The sequence below is a fragment of the Streptomyces sp. NBC_00461 genome (assembly GCF_036013935.1).
In the GTDB taxonomy this organism is placed as follows: Bacteria; Actinomycetota; Actinomycetes; order Streptomycetales; family Streptomycetaceae; genus Streptomyces.
The window spans coordinates 5,771,512-5,784,735 of record NZ_CP107902.1 but is presented as its reverse complement, the minus strand read 5'-3'; the positions used below and the strand labels follow the sequence as shown (position 1 = coordinate 5,784,735).

Sequence of the window (13,224 nt, the reverse complement as noted above, 5' to 3'; positions counted from 1 at the left end):
CGCAGGTGAGTGAAGTGCCCGAGCGACCGCACGTGAAGTACCCCTTCGAGTTCGACGGCCGCTGGGTGCTCCGCTACCACATCCCCTACGAGGTCCAGTACGACGGCCGGACCCACCACATCGTGGTGACGATCTTCAAGGAGCCGTCGGTGCACGGCCGGATCCAGGTCGGCTGCGAAGGCCGGCCCGTCGCCGAGTACGACGAGCTGACCCCTGGCGACGTCGTGGAGATCACCGGTGACGCCTGGCGCGTCACGGAGGTCGAGTACCGCACCCACATCACGCTGGAGCGCGTGGCCGACAGCAACGAGGAGGCGACCGGTGCTCAGGCCGGCGAGTAAGTACGGCATCGCGGGAGCCATTACGGCCCTGCTGGCGCTGACCGGCTGCGGTTCGTCGTCGGACGACGCGACCGGCGGCGACCCGTCACCCGCACCCGCGACCGCGACCGCACAGGCGGCGGCCAAGGACAAGGGCCCGGAATGCGTGGGCGAGGCCACGGCCGGCGGGCTGCACGTGCTGCGCGGCGGCGGGTACCGGCTGCCGGGTGGCGGAGGCGTCCAGTACGACACCGCGACCGCCGACGGTACGACGCGTACGGCGTCCCTGCGCGACGGTGCGAGCTACGCGGACGGCCAGAAGAAGCAGACCGTCAGGGCCGGGCAGCAGATCACCGTGTCCGGGCATGCGTACAAGGTCAGCCAGGTGTGCTCCTACCGGGTCGTCCTGGCGCCTCAGGACGCGAAGGACAAGGCAGCGGCGGCAGCGGCCCCCAAGTCCCTGGAGTCGAAGGGCGGCGAGGCGGACAACGGCCTCTGCTTCTCCACCAACCCGTCCGTCCTGGCCGCGGCCGCCAAGGGTTTCCCGGCAAAGGGGAGCACCCTGTCCGTCCTGCGCAACGGCGGCGTGACGCGCTTCCCCACCGGTCTGTCGATCACCGTCTCCTACGTCGACACCAAGACACACACCGCCGGCTTCGGGGCGAACTGCGCGGCGATCCCCGTAGCCATGTACAAGGACGTCCGGGTCGGCGACACGGTCGAGTTCGCGGGCGTTCTGTTCAAGGTGTCGGGGCTGGCGGAGGGCGTCGTGCGAATGACGCGCACGAGCGCGTAGGGGACGGATGACGCGCTCGGGCGCGTAGGGGACGGATGACGCGCTCGGGCGCGTAGGGGCACGACGCACGCGCCGACGCCGCGAATTGTCCGTCTCTTCGACCAGATGGCCCCTTCCAGGCGATTGTTGCTATTGCAAGCCCTGGTTGGATTTCGTTAAGAGGCGCACAAAGAAACGGTAAGACGCCCCGAACCCGGCCTACGGTGAAGACCGCCGCTGACCGCGGTCTTTTGCTGGCAGCAGGCACACGAAGGGGCATTGCGTTCATGGGGGACTACGTCGGCGTCGATCCGGTGCGGGTGCGAAAACTGGCCGACCGGCTCGGGGACCTGGAACAGGCTCTGGCGAAGCACGGGGCGTTGATCCGTAAGAACTTCAAGTCCTGGGACAGCGGCCTCGATCTGTCCCTGCTGGCCCAGCAGACGGGTGCGGTCGGCGACGACGCCCGCGACATGTCCAAGCGCGCCGATCTGGCCCGCAACCTGGAGGAGGTCGGCGGCGCGGCGGGCATGTGCACCCCCGACGGGGACATCATCGACATCCCCTGGGACATGAAGGACGTCTCCGCGCAGAGCGCCAAGGAGGCGCAGCAGGAAGCCGCGACCCTCAAGAAGGCGCTCGACAACCCCAAGGCCGACGGCTCGCGTGCGGACATCGACGCGATTGGCCGCTCGCTCGCCGACCACCAGGACGACCCGGCCTATCTGGCCGCCTTCGCAGGGGCTGGTGGCATCGTGGACGCCGCGCGCGTCGCCCGTGCACTGCACGAGGAAGACGGCACGCACGGCGGTGACGTGCTCAGCAAGGACTCCCAGAGGCTGGTCGGTGTGTACGCCACGGGCATCAACCGCGTATTCACCCTCCAGGAGGCGGGAAAGATCCCGCCGAACCCGGACTACATCAAGGCCCTCACCGACCCTCCGGGCGGCGACATGGTCTCCGTGGGCATGCTCTTCAAGTACGGCCCCCCGGGCGACCAGTGGGAGCCCCACACGCTGTCGAAGGTCAGCGGGGCGATGCTGGACTGGCGTGACAAGCAGAAGACAATGCGGCCGAGCTACTCAAAGCCCGACTTCCCTTACAGCGCCGGTGGCTACGCGGGGAAGGACGACGGCGGCTGGTACCACGCCTGGGGGCTGAACCCCGATTACCTCGTCAAGGGAGCGGACGACAACCAGAGGATCGTCGACGGGATCGAGGCCAACGACCCGGTGCTGGCGGTCATCAACCGCACCGGGGAGAACGCCGACGCCTCACGCGACCTCCTGGGCCATGACGATGCCGCGAGCAAGAGGTACGCGCAGGACCTGCTCGACTTCAAGTGGCAGACGCCGGGTCCCACGACGGTCGACGACTCCGACGGCGCCCGTCGTGTCCTGACCCTCGCGGCAACGGATCGCAGTGCGGCGCACTTCGACCAGTCGGGGCAGGCGGCGGCCAACATTCTTGCCGCGGCGGTCAAGGAGAAGGACGCCTTCGATCAGCGCAACGGCCACGAGAAGGACGAGTACCCGACGTATCCCAACGGAACTGCCATTGCGCTGGCGGGGATCACCGGCACGTGGTCCGCGGACATCGGTGGCACCGGGATGACGACACCCGGCGGTACCAGTGGCTACGACGCGAACGATCACGCTCTCGTCGAGAACAAGGACGACATGGTGAAGGTGATGCAGCTCTTCGTCAAGGACAACTCAAGTGCCGCCGCCATGTTCGACGCCACGCTCCATGCGCAGGTGTCCGAGGCGGCTGCTCTTGGCGAGCCGGACGAGATGCTCACTGCCATGGGCAACACCGCAGGGATGCTGACGAAGGCCAAGGTCGGCATCAGCTACACGGAGGCCCAGCAAATCGATGAGCAGCACAAGATGAACGCCGTGATCGTCGACTCGGCCGGCACGCTGTTCGGCTTCATTCCCGGGCCGAAGGATCCCGAAGGCGTGGCAAAGATCGCCGCCAAGGCGCTGAAGTACTCCCAGAACATGGTCAGTCTGGGAAGGACCTTCAAGTCGCTCGGCGACCCCTTCTCCACCGACAACGCCGGCAAGCAGGAATCGCTGAACCGAAAAGAAGCCGAGACGCAGTACACGACGTTCTCTCCGTCGATCGCGCAAGGCATGATCCGTGCAGGCAAGTGGAGCCCTCCCGCAAACAGGGACTGGTACGACCCGCAAACCAAGACCATCAACCCCGATGCCATGAAGTCTGCCGATTTCCAGGGTTGGTTCAACACGGAGAAGAACGAGAAGCACCTCGACGAGACTGAGCCCTTCGAGAGGGGGTTCAATCATGCAGAGGTGTCCAAGGACGGGAAGTAAGGCGATGCACGCGACTCTGCGCCGCGGAGCTGTCCCCTTCCTGCTGGTCCTGGCGCTCGCCGGTTGTTCGGACGGTTCCGCCGGCCACCAGGCGGACGTCATTCCCGCTCCGAAGCCCGGCAAGTTGTCGACCTTCGCCCTCAGCGCCATCGACAAGAAGGGCGACCTGGACAGCGCGGCCGAGAACCCCCACAGCTCGGTGGTGTCGGATCGCTCGGGAAACATCTACGCGCTCAACGGCGACGATTCGCCCGGCGCCGATGTACTGAAGGTGACGCCGTCCGGCGAGATCAGCCGATTTGCGCACATCGATGCGGACTACGGCTCCTACGGCATGGCGACAGCCGGGAACGACGGGGTGTTCACGGCCGGTCCCTCGGGCCTGATCCACATCGATCGACACGGCACCTCGAAGCCTCTCACCGCTCCGGACGAGATCAAGCAGCCACAGCCGATCGGGATGCGCCCCGACGGATCGTTCATCGTCGTGGACGGCGGTTCCGTCTGGTCGCTCAAGGGCGCGCAGGCGGCGAAGGTCTACACCTTCCCGAAGAAGGAAGGAATTCCCTCCGGGACCGTCGACGCCGATGGGGCGATCTATCTTCAGGCCAAGCAATCCAACGAATTCGTCATCCTCACTCCAGGACATAACCCGCGCAGCCTGTCACTGACGGGAAAGCTCCCAGGATTCAACAAGCCATTTTCCGCTCTTTCTGTTTTCACCATGACTCCCGCATACGGCCATGCCGGCGTGTACGCAACACTGTTGGATGTGGATTCAGGGGAGCACGGCTCGGCATACATCGTGCACATGAAAGCCGACGGGTCTGTCACGGCGCTCGCCAAAGGCACTGCCGGTAACGCGACCTGTCGACCGAAGCAAAGCTATCCGGCACTCGATTCGCCGTGCTTCGTACCGTGGCACGTCGTGCAGAGCAACAGGCGAATCATCGCCCTGGGCGGGCCCTCGGTGGCTCTGGAGGACAAAGACCATCCGTATCCCGCCCTCGTGGTCCCCACGCCGGCGAATTAGACCCGGTCCACGGGGAAGGAGGGAGACGTGGACGGCCACTCGTATGCCGTTCTCATCGTGAGCGTCGCCGTTGCCGCCGCGGCGTTCGACGTGATCCGCGTGTATCGGCGGTTGCCGAAGCGGCTCGCCGACGGCGAGGCGGCGGCCGTCGATTCCGTACCCGCTGAAACGGTTCCGCCGAACACCCAAGCGGCCACCGCCGAGCGGAACTTCGGCCTCGTCCTCGCCTCCCGAGCCGTGTTCGTCGCCCTCGCCGTCATCGCGGCGGGCTTGCTCTGGAGTGCCGAGGACGCCCAGCACTGGACCCAGGACAAGGTCCTGCACGAGGCCGAGAAGATCGCGGCCGACATGCAGGCCGGCGGGCAGACACCCGGCGACGGCGCCACACCGGGTGCGGGCAGCTTCAAGACCCTGGTGGACACCGAGGTGCAGGCCGTCGTGAAGGGCAACGGCCTCGGCCTGACGGACGACTTCGCCACCCCTCCCCCGGGCGCCGTGGACAGCTACGTCATCACCGGCACCAAGGCCGACGACCGCACAGGGGAGGCCGAGCCCACCAAGTACCGGGCCTGTCTCGTCATCACCTCGGCGGACCCCGTCCCCAACGGCCTGCCGACAACCTCCGGTATCAGCCAGGACGTTCACGACTACGCCATCCGGACCAAAGTCACCTCGGGCAATTGCTGAGGCCTTCGGCACCAAACAGACGAACGAGACAGACGAACGAAAGATTGGGGCCCACTCATGGCCATACCCCAGGAAGACCGCCTGGACTACATGTGCCGCCAGGACATGAACGCGATCGAGAGCGCGGTGAACGAGATCCGCACCGCCATGAAGAACGTCGACAACATGCTGCCGAAGACCTGGATCGGCAAGAAGGCCGACAACTGGCGCACCGACCACGAGGGCCGCATGAAGCGCCTCAAGACACTGTTCGACTCCTTCCCCGCGGAGGAGAACCGACTGGTGGAGCAGGCCCGCCACAAGCAGGCGCAGATGGACAGCAAGTCGCATCAGCCTGGGTAACATGCGCCAGCCCAGCAGCCCGTGCTCGGAGTGGGCCAAGGGCGGGGTGACCGAGATGGTCCAGAAGGGCGCCGGCAAGTTCCTGCTGGGGGCCGTGCAGGCGCTGGCAGACATGGGGGCGGAGGGCGGCGACCAGCCCGGCAAGTCGCGCGTGCTCGTGTGGAAGGCCGACGGCGAGCCGGTGATGACGTCGGACGCACACCACCGCTTCCTGATCAGGGCCGCCTGGCTCGACCGTCGGCTCGCCTTCTCGTACGGACTCCTGCGGGCCGGACGCTGATCGACGGCCGGCTCTCGCCCGCCCCCAAGGGATCGTAAACCCGCCTGGGTAGAGTCATGCTGTCCGGTGCGAAGCGCGGTCATGGAGGCAGAAGTGGCGTTCGGCAGGAACAACAAGGCGAAGGCAGCGGAAGAAGCGCCGGTGGAGCCTGTCTCCTGGGAAACCGTGTTCAGGTTCGCCGTCGGGTCCGTTGAGCGTCCCAAGTCTCCCAAGCGGCTGCGGTCGGTATGGGGAAAGCCCGCTGTGCGCGTGCCGACCGGCAGCAAGGACTATCCGGTTCTGGCCCCTTGCGCGTTCCTCGGCTCGTCGTCCGTCCCGAACCTGCCGTCACGTCCCGAGCTCACGCTCTTCGAGGATGTCGACGCGCGGCGCCTGCTCTGCTACGTGGAGGAGGCCCGGGAAGTGGACGGAGAACAGCACCATGCAGTGCGTGACGCGCAGGGGCAGCTCATCGGGACCCTTCGCCGTGTTCCGCCCAAGCGTCCCTTCAAGCACACCTGGCGCATCGACCAGCCCGGTCAGCCGGAAATCGTCGGGCGCAACGAGTGGGCGAGCGGAAGCACCGGGGAGGTGGCCGCACGTGTGGCCATCCGTGCCACCTTCGAGGCAGTGGACGGCCTGTTCAGCACCGGCAATGACGACGGAGCGAAGAAGAAGGCGCGGTCGCTGGAATGGCGGGCCGGGGACAACGTCGTCATGACCTCCGAGGGCAGCGTGCAGGTCAAGATCGAGGCGAACTGGCTCGACCGCCGGCTGGCGTTCGCGTTCGCGCTCGTCGGCGACAAGTAACAGTCCCGTGGAACACCTGCGCTGAGCCTGCCCGTTTCGTGTGCCGTGTGGTGCGCGTGCGTACGATGAAGCTCCTGCGCCGAATCGAACAGTCATGGTGAAAATCAGCGGTATACGCAGGGTCCGCACTTTTGAGGGGGCAAGAGCGTGAGGACCGTAAACCCGGATGACGTGGAGCAGCTCGCCAAGCTCTTGGACGGTCGGGGCGGCGTCCAGGACAAGATCGACGAAGCCTTCACCAGAGCCTCACGTCTGGGTGTTTCCAGCAAACTGACCGCCCTCAAGCCGCTGCGGAGCTGGGTTTCCGACACCGCCCCCGATCTGCGCAAGCGTGCGACGATCGCCCGGCTGGAGAGCGGTGACCCTGAAGCCGGTGTGCTCTGGGCCGGCTTCAGCGCCAAGGACCTCGACAAGTACCTCAAGGACCACAAGGGCGAGGGGCTCTCCCCCGACGAGATCCTCCTTGCCAACTCCGTGGCCGCCAGCGACGATCCGGACGCCGACGTCTTCAAGCGGAAGTCCAACGAATCCCTGAACGACTGGATCTCGCGGATCAAGACGCATGCCCTGGAACAGATCCCGGGTCTCAAGCCGCACGCTGCGACGATCATGAGCGTGATCGACCTGTACGGCGACTGGAAGTCGGTCAACGGAACCACGGCCACCGTGACCATTCAGGGTGCGGCCCTGACCAAAGTCCTGCTCGGCAACTCGTTCAAGAGGGGCATGCTGCGGACCTGGAAGACCCGTATCGGAGTCACGCTCCGCGGGACCGACAACGGCCTGCTGCGATGGTCGGGCACCAAGCTCATCAAGTACACCCCTCCGATCCGCTCCCTCGGCGCTCCCGGCAGCTGGTTCCCGAGCAAGCTCAGTCAGTGGGCCCAGACTGTCCCGGGCACCAAGGGCAAGGTCGCCGAGTGGACGGGCAAGGGCTACGACGCCATCCGTGGCCTGAAGTTCATGAAGTCGCCCATCTGGAAGAGCGTTTCGGCCAACAAGGCCATCGACTTCGTCGTCGGTTCCGACTCGATTGCGGCTCGGTATGGAGGGCTCACTCACTCGGGACAAGCGGTCGCGCGTGCCGGCAACGCGAGCCTCTTCAAGGTGTCGGGCAACATCTACTCAAAGGCCCGCGGTCTCGGATTCAGCCGCACGGCGTCTCTGGGCAAGGGACTGGCCGGTGCGGGCAAGGTGGCCGGCGTCCTGCGCGGTGCGGGCATCGCCGGAAGCGCGGCCGCGACGGTCTTCAGCACCGCGAACGTGGTCGCGCAGGGCAACCCCGTCAAGGCCTTCCAGCGCAACGGCGCTGCTTACGTCGGTGACGTTGCCGAGGCCGGCTTCAACGCCTCCATGACCGCGGCGATGATCGCTCCCAACCCCGTCACCATCGGCCTCGCCGTCGGCTTCGGAGCGGTCTATGTCGGCGCCAAGGTCGTCGAGCACTGGGACGACATCAAGAAGGGTGCCGGAGAGGCGAAGAAGTGGGTCGGCGACAAGGTTCATGACCTGGGCAAGAACATCGCCAAGTCCAAAGCGAATCCCATGAACTGGTTCTGACCGGACAGTGATCGGCGCGCGCCGGATCAGCCCCGGCGCGGCCGCAGCCGCCCGTACAGCACGAACGCCTCCATCGCAGTGAGCAGCCCGGCGCAGGTACGGATCAGCCAGGGCGCCAGGCCGTCGACCTCGCTGCCCAGCCGGGGCACCAGCCAGCCCTCCGGGTCGGCGACAAGCGTCACTCGGCGGCCTGGCATCTCCAGCCAGCGGGACCCCTTTCGGAACCATTTGCCCTTGAGACCCGGTCAACGACCGCGTCACTCCGGCGATTTCATCGATCGCCCGAAAATGCTCCAATTCAAACCGAAAGACCTGCAAGCTATTGGAAATCGTCGGGATTGACCATGAATGCATGAAACCCTAGGCCTCGTCGATCAGCTCGTCCTTGTCCGGCAGCAAATCCGTGATCTTCTCCCAGACCTCGGCCGAATTGGACCGAACCAGAACGAGTGGGCTGTCCGGGCCGACCTGGCCCGGCATGATGGGCTCTTCGGGCTGTTCGCGGATCCAGTAGCCGAGGGGGCCACAGTCCCAGACGGCGAGGGCGCGGATCATGGTGGACGTCTTGCCGTCGTGCTTGCCGTCCCAGGCGGTCGTGACACGCCAGGTGGCGTTGAGGGAGACGACCAGGTCCAGGAACTGGCCGAGGGCAGGGTCCTTGAGGTCGGCGTCGGCCTCGACGAGCGCCTTGCGGACGGTCTCGCGCGTCGCGTCGTCGTCGGCACCGGGCTCCTCCAGGGCGACGAACGCGGCGTCCAGCGCGGCCATCTTCGTCTCCAGGCGAACCTCGGTGGCGCCCTCCTCGGGCTTCTCCCCGCGGTGCAGGTTGACCTTGCGGGCCAGTTCCCAGACGAGGGTGTTGGGCTCGATGGAGACGTACTCCGACTCCTCCTCGCCCGGCCAACCGTCGTGCGAGATGACGGCTTCCTGGCCCACGACCACGCCGTGGTTGACCGGGCCGTGCTCGCCAGTGATCTCGACCTGGATCAGCACCATGGGGTCGGCCAGCGTGCCGAGCAAATCGCGCAGCAGCGGCGCCAGTTCCCCCTCTTCGCCGACCAGGCCGATGCGCTGGAGCTCGACGAGCGACTCCCACAGTTCCTCGGGTGGTGTGTCACCGTCCAGGAGGTGCGCGAAGACGGCGATGTGGCGGTCGGCCAGGCGGAAACGGGCTCGGGAGCTGTCGTACGAAGGCACTGGGCTGGGTTCCTTCCGCGAGGCGGCGTCAGCGCCGGCTCACTTCTTCTGGTTCTGCAGGTCCTTGGCGTCCTTGGTGCACTGGTGCGCCTCGTCGCGGAGCGCCTGGGCAACCGTGCCGCACGTCGTCTGCCAGCTCTTCAGTTTGCCGCGCACGTGATCCGCGTTCGGGCCCGACCAGGATTTCATGCCGACCGTGCTGTGCTTCTTGGCGGTGTCGACGAGCGCGTCGATGTGGTCGGCCAGCGACCTCAACTGGCTGGCGCGGTGGTTGAGTTCCTGAATGTCAGGATTTGCCATAGCAGCCTCCCCCGCTGACTCAAGAGCCTCAGCATACCGACCCATGGGTCCCCTTTTACCTGGCCCTCTGGCCCGGATGACCACGGTTTGTTCACCGGATGATCAGATCTCCGGCAGCACTGGACGACGCCTATGTGTGGTGCGGTAGCGTCCACTGTTGCAAACGGACAGTCCGGTTGCCTCTGAACCACACGGGGAGGATCGCCATGGATCGCGGTGCAGATCTTCAGCAACTCCGGGAGCTTTCCAAGCTCTTCGCTCACAAGGCTCACGACCTTCAGGTCCTGATCAAGGACCTGGACGGCAAGACGAGCCACAGCGAGGGCTTCTGGAAGGGCCCCAAGGCCGACCGCTTCCGCCACGACTGGCACGACGTCAAGCCGACGTTCTCGAAGTGGGTCGACACTCTGAACGAGGCCAGCAAGTCGGCGCAGACGAGTGCCGACAACATCGAGCGCGCCACCTGATTCCTGGCTGCCCGCGCGGATGACACTGCCCCCGGGGCGCCGGCCGAGAACCCACGGTTCCGAGTCGGCGCCCCGGCGGCGCGTTCAGGCCCCTTGGTGACACCTGCTCGCCCCTGGAGCAACCCGCCGCCCGTCACTCCTGTTGTCGCCCGAGGCACGCACCTCGGAGACGGGCTTTGCGAGCGGGCGCGAATGCGATCGCATTCCGGAAGGGGCCTGGCCGGCCACGACGGCCAAAGTTCGACATCCCAGCCCAGGGATCCGGTCTCGTGGAGAACTCCGATCCCTAGATCGCCTGGTGGTACATCCGAGCCTCGGTCGCCGACACCTTGTCCGGCTCATTGCGGATGGCCGCGTCGATCACGGGCAGCAACTTGTCCACCTGGTCGCCCAGTCGCTTGTTACGGCCGTCCAACTCCTTTTGCCAGGCCCGGGCGTTCTTGCCGACCCAGACCTTGTCGCCGCCGATGTCCTTGGTGGGGCCCTTGAGTGCCTTGCGGAAGGTGTCGACCTCCTTGGCGAGTTCACCGCGGAGCTTGACGAGGTCCGCCTTCCTCGGGTTGGGGACCTTCGGCTCGGGATCGGTCACGTGTGTTCCCTTTCGTCCTTCGGGTCGCCCATCGTCGGGTCGGTGTTGCGCGCGGCCAGCAATCTGCGCCGCAGCACGGTGAGGAAGATCGCCCCCGCCAGGAAGAACGGGGACAGCACCAAGCACACGAACATCGGCAGCGTCATGACCGGCGGGTGTTTCACCCAGGCAGTCGTCAGCACTCGGGTGGGGTCGTGCGGGTCGTAAGTCACCGGTACGGGATCTCCGGCCGCCAGGCCACCGGGACGCCTGCCGCCCCAGTCACTCAGCGTCGTCTCGACCTCGCCCTTGGGGCCCTTGAACTGGATTTTAATGTTACCGGGGCTACCGAAGTGGTCCCTCGGTGAGGACGTCACCTCCGCCCACGTGGCGACTCCGCGCGAACGCAGGTCGCTGACGAGCGAGTGCGCGGGGAGGGAGAACCCGAGGAAAATACCGAGGGCCACGAGGAACAGGGTGAGTAGCGTCAGGATCAGTCGCCGCTGTGGCACCGGCCGTCGCGCAAGGGCGATCTTCCTACGTGACTCGTCCAACCGGGCTTTCTGCTCGGCGGTGTTCGGAGGCGGAGTCCAATCGTTCCGCGACCGCTTCGTCCTCTTCTTCACTGTGAGATCCGGTTTCCGTGAGTCACAACCCGAGCCAGCCGCCGACTGTCTTGGCAGCGCCGCCGATACTCTTGCCGACATCCTTGACCGCGTTGGTGACGGCGTGAATGGCCTTCTTACCCGTCTCGGTGTTGAGGACGTAATAGGCGGCGTAACCAAGGCCGGCACCCACCAGGATGCCCGCTCCCACGGCCCAGCCGACCGGGCCACCGGCAGCGGCCACGATCAGCGCCTCAGTTCCCCAAGTGGCGGCCATTCCGACGCCGAGAGACGCGACATTCGAGGTGACGGCGACGTCCGCGTCGGAATGGTTGACCTTGATGTCGTACGCGATACCGCCGATGGTCAGCAGTGTGCCGACCAACGGCAGCCGGTCCCCTGTCTTGAAGACCTTGCCGAGCCACCCGGCTTCCGCGCTCGCCGATCCTCCCCTGATGAAGGGAGCCGTGTCGATGAGCCAGCGGGCCGAATCTCCGACCGACGCCTCCATGAAGCGTGACATGGGCCCCAGGCCGTACTTGCCGTAGATGCGCTCGGCTTCGCGGGACGCAGCGTTGCGTGCCTTGGCGGCGGCGCGCGTCTCCTTCCTGAACTGAGCCCTCTCCTTCGGGCTCATGGCGTTGATGCGTTTCTCATAGGCGGCCTTGGCCTCCTGCGAGAACTTCTCCGCCTCGCCCCAGAGCTTCTCGGACAAGTGCGACTGGAAACCGATGACGCCGGCCACGAGTCCAGCATGCACGGTCCATGTCGCCTTGGGGTCGCCCAGGTCCGTGACTGCCTTCTTCAGATGCTTCCAGGCGACGTCCCACATATCGGGGTCGTCCCCCTGCATCAGGGCCCGGTTGAAGACTGCGCCCGGATCGTCCTTGGGGATGTCACCGTGGAAGAGGTCGAGCACCTTGTTGAAGCCCGGAGCCGGATTGTCCGCGTTCACCGCCGCGGTGAACGCAGCACCGAAAACCTTGGTGTCGTCCTCGGCCGTCGGCGCGTTCGACATCACGATGGCCATGGGGAGGTGCTTGACGAGGTTCGGGTCCATCTTGGCGTAGAAGGACGAGTCGAAGTCCGGATCGCCTTTGTGCGCGGCCAGTTCCTGGGCGATGCGATGGAACACCGGACCGGCCTTGGCGGGATCCATGTCCGCCAGCCCGTTGGCCTCCTTGGCCAGGTTGGCGCCCTCTTGCCGCGCCTGCTGCACGGTCCATATCGGCTCACGCAGCTGAACCATGGTGGGCTTGGGCCCCACCCCCTCGAACTCCATGGCGGCGGCCAGCGCTTGGCGGCGTCGTAGCATCGGAAGCTCGTCGTCGACCCAAGAGGCGATCTTCCCGATCTCGGTCAGGGCGCCGGTGTCGAGTCCGAACTTCTGGAACCGGCTGGAATAGGCGTTTTTACTCTCGTGCAGTGTCTTGCTGCCGGATTCCAGACTTTTGATGGTCCCGAGGAGGTTTTCGGGATTGATTCCCGAGAAATTCGGGTCAACCATTCGTCGCGGCTCCCGCTCCTTCGGCCGACCGAGGATCGAGGAGAATGGCCTGGGCTCCCGACCCGCGCAGCGCGCTTTCGAGCCTTTCGGTCTGGATCGCAACCCAGGGCTGTTCCTCACCCATCGCCTCTACCAGGCCGGCCACGGTCGAGAATGCGAGTGCCACACGTCGCTCCTCTCCGGGCCCCGCCTCCAGACGGACGAGCATCACCTCGACGGTTCCTTCCAGAAGCGGTGTCCCGTCCTCGTCCCGGGGCATGTCCCTCATAGTGGGCAGCACGAGTACATCCGGGGCTTCACGAGGGGGATTTGCCGAATTCATCCGGCCAGCGTATGGGGAGGGCGCACAGCCAAGGTATGAAGCGCCCTAAGGTTTGGGCAATTCCCTCTCATCTCGAATTACATGCCGTGGCCCGCGCGTGGAGCGGGGCCACGGCATGCTCTTCCTCGTGCGC

The 13,224-nt window shown here is 65.9% G+C and carries 17 protein-coding genes; 10 read left to right on the top strand and 7 right to left on the bottom strand.

All coding sequences use genetic code 11. From position 1 onward, the window contains the following. The first annotated feature begins 14 nt into the window (after window positions 1-14). From OG870_RS27150 to OG870_RS27110, 9 genes are all read left to right on the top strand, one after another. Window positions 15-341, top strand: coding sequence for a DUF6406 domain-containing protein (locus tag OG870_RS27150; RefSeq protein WP_266519347.1), 327 nt, complete (start codon window positions 15-17; stop codon window positions 339-341). After that, window positions 322-1,116, top strand: coding sequence for a hypothetical protein (locus tag OG870_RS27145; RefSeq protein ID WP_266844551.1), 795 nt, complete (start codon window positions 322-324; stop codon window positions 1,114-1,116). Before OG870_RS27150 ends, OG870_RS27145 begins: the two co-directional genes overlap by 20 nt. A 266-nt stretch (window positions 1,117-1,382) precedes the next feature. Next, complete coding sequence (locus OG870_RS27140; RefSeq protein WP_266844553.1) at window positions 1,383-3,434, top strand: hypothetical protein; 2,052 nt, start codon at window positions 1,383-1,385, stop codon at window positions 3,432-3,434. 4 nt (window positions 3,435-3,438) lie between these two features. Then, window positions 3,439-4,467 (top strand): hypothetical protein, encoded by a 1,029-nt coding sequence (locus tag OG870_RS27135; RefSeq protein WP_266589236.1) that lies wholly within the window; start codon window positions 3,439-3,441, stop codon window positions 4,465-4,467. A 27-nt stretch (window positions 4,468-4,494) separates the two neighbouring features. Beyond that, on the top strand, window positions 4,495-5,154 hold the full coding sequence (locus OG870_RS27130) for a hypothetical protein (protein ID WP_266844555.1): 660 nt from the start codon (window positions 4,495-4,497) through the stop codon (window positions 5,152-5,154). A gap of 57 nt (window positions 5,155-5,211) precedes the next feature. Continuing rightward, on the top strand, window positions 5,212-5,496 hold the full coding sequence (locus OG870_RS27125; protein ID WP_266798662.1) for a hypothetical protein: 285 nt from the start codon (window positions 5,212-5,214) through the stop codon (window positions 5,494-5,496). Window position 5,497: 1 nt separating this feature from the next. After that, window positions 5,498-5,776, top strand: coding sequence for a hypothetical protein (locus OG870_RS27120; RefSeq protein WP_266844557.1), 279 nt, complete (start codon window positions 5,498-5,500; stop codon window positions 5,774-5,776). A gap of 81 nt (window positions 5,777-5,857) precedes the next feature. After that, on the top strand, window positions 5,858-6,565 hold the full coding sequence (locus OG870_RS27115) for a hypothetical protein (protein ID WP_266844559.1): 708 nt from the start codon (window positions 5,858-5,860) through the stop codon (window positions 6,563-6,565). Between the two features lie 147 nt (window positions 6,566-6,712). Further along, window positions 6,713-8,125 carry a PE-PGRS family protein gene (locus OG870_RS27110; RefSeq protein WP_266844561.1) on the top strand — a complete coding sequence of 471 codons (1,413 nt, stop codon included), beginning with the start codon at window positions 6,713-6,715 and terminating at the stop codon, window positions 8,123-8,125. Window positions 8,126-8,151: 26 nt separating this feature from the next. On the opposite strand, the gene OG870_RS27105 is transcribed toward OG870_RS27110, so the two are convergent. The 3 genes from OG870_RS27105 to OG870_RS27095 all read right to left on the bottom strand — a co-directional run bounded on the left by OG870_RS27105 (window position 8,152) and on the right by OG870_RS27095 (window position 9,622). Next, the gene (locus tag OG870_RS27105) at window positions 8,152-8,322 is read right to left on the bottom strand and encodes a hypothetical protein (RefSeq protein ID WP_327691597.1); all 171 of its coding nucleotides are present in this window, start codon (window positions 8,320-8,322) and stop codon (window positions 8,152-8,154) included. A 163-nt stretch (window positions 8,323-8,485) separates the two neighbouring features. Beyond that, window positions 8,486-9,322: a hypothetical protein gene (locus tag OG870_RS27100; protein WP_266844565.1), complete on the bottom strand. Its 837-nt coding sequence runs from the start codon at window positions 9,320-9,322 to the stop codon at window positions 8,486-8,488. Window positions 9,323-9,361: 39 nt separating this feature from the next. Beyond that, window positions 9,362-9,622, bottom strand: a complete 261-nt coding sequence (locus OG870_RS27095; RefSeq protein WP_266844567.1) for a hypothetical protein — start codon at window positions 9,620-9,622, stop codon at window positions 9,362-9,364. A gap of 206 nt (window positions 9,623-9,828) precedes the next feature. On the opposite strand from OG870_RS27095, the gene OG870_RS27090 reads away from it, so the two are divergent. Beyond that, window positions 9,829-10,089: a WXG100 family type VII secretion target gene (locus OG870_RS27090; RefSeq protein WP_266519330.1), complete on the top strand. Its 261-nt coding sequence runs from the start codon at window positions 9,829-9,831 to the stop codon at window positions 10,087-10,089. Between the two features lie 286 nt (window positions 10,090-10,375). Here OG870_RS27090 and OG870_RS27085 read toward each other — a convergent pair whose 3' ends face one another. From OG870_RS27085 to OG870_RS27070, 4 genes are all read right to left on the bottom strand, one after another. Beyond that, a complete protein-coding gene (locus OG870_RS27085) occupies window positions 10,376-10,678 on the bottom strand; it encodes a hypothetical protein (RefSeq protein ID WP_266844569.1) in 303 nt (100 codons plus the stop codon). Then, on the bottom strand, window positions 10,675-11,124 hold the full coding sequence (locus OG870_RS27080) for a hypothetical protein (protein WP_443063440.1): 450 nt from the start codon (window positions 11,122-11,124) through the stop codon (window positions 10,675-10,677). The genes OG870_RS27085 and OG870_RS27080 overlap by 4 nt, the downstream gene beginning before the upstream one ends. 181 nt (window positions 11,125-11,305) lie before the next feature. After that, on the bottom strand, window positions 11,306-12,769 hold the full coding sequence (locus OG870_RS27075) for a hypothetical protein (RefSeq protein WP_266844573.1): 1,464 nt from the start codon (window positions 12,767-12,769) through the stop codon (window positions 11,306-11,308). After that, window positions 12,762-13,028 (bottom strand): SAV_915 family protein, encoded by a 267-nt coding sequence (locus OG870_RS27070; protein ID WP_266844575.1) that lies wholly within the window; start codon window positions 13,026-13,028, stop codon window positions 12,762-12,764. The genes OG870_RS27075 and OG870_RS27070 overlap by 8 nt, the downstream gene beginning before the upstream one ends. Between the last annotated feature and the right edge of the window lie 196 nt (window positions 13,029-13,224).

Excerpts from the sequence above, each read along its gene's own strand:
- OG870_RS27090 (WP_266519330.1), top strand. The coding sequence starts at position 9,829 with ATGGATCGCGGTGCAGATCTTCAGCAACTCCGGGAGCTTTCCAAGCTC.
- OG870_RS27135 (WP_266589236.1), top strand. The coding sequence starts at position 3,439 with ATGCACGCGACTCTGCGCCGCGGAGCTGTCCCCTTCCTGCTGGTCCTG.
- OG870_RS27115 (WP_266844559.1), top strand. The coding sequence starts at position 5,858 with ATGGAGGCAGAAGTGGCGTTCGGCAGGAACAACAAGGCGAAGGCAGCG.
- OG870_RS27095 (WP_266844567.1), bottom strand. The coding sequence starts at position 9,622 with ATGGCAAATCCTGACATTCAGGAACTCAACCACCGCGCCAGCCAGTTG.
- OG870_RS27140 (WP_266844553.1), top strand. The coding sequence starts at position 1,383 with ATGGGGGACTACGTCGGCGTCGATCCGGTGCGGGTGCGAAAACTGGCC.
- OG870_RS27125 (WP_266798662.1), top strand. The coding sequence starts at position 5,212 with ATGGCCATACCCCAGGAAGACCGCCTGGACTACATGTGCCGCCAGGAC.
- OG870_RS27105 (WP_327691597.1), bottom strand. The coding sequence starts at position 8,322 with ATGCCAGGCCGCCGAGTGACGCTTGTCGCCGACCCGGAGGGCTGGCTG.
- OG870_RS27070 (WP_266844575.1), bottom strand. The coding sequence starts at position 13,028 with ATGCCCCGGGACGAGGACGGGACACCGCTTCTGGAAGGAACCGTCGAG.
- OG870_RS27075 (WP_266844573.1), bottom strand. The coding sequence starts at position 12,769 with ATGGTTGACCCGAATTTCTCGGGAATCAATCCCGAAAACCTCCTCGGG.
- OG870_RS27120 (WP_266844557.1), top strand. The coding sequence starts at position 5,498 with ATGCGCCAGCCCAGCAGCCCGTGCTCGGAGTGGGCCAAGGGCGGGGTG.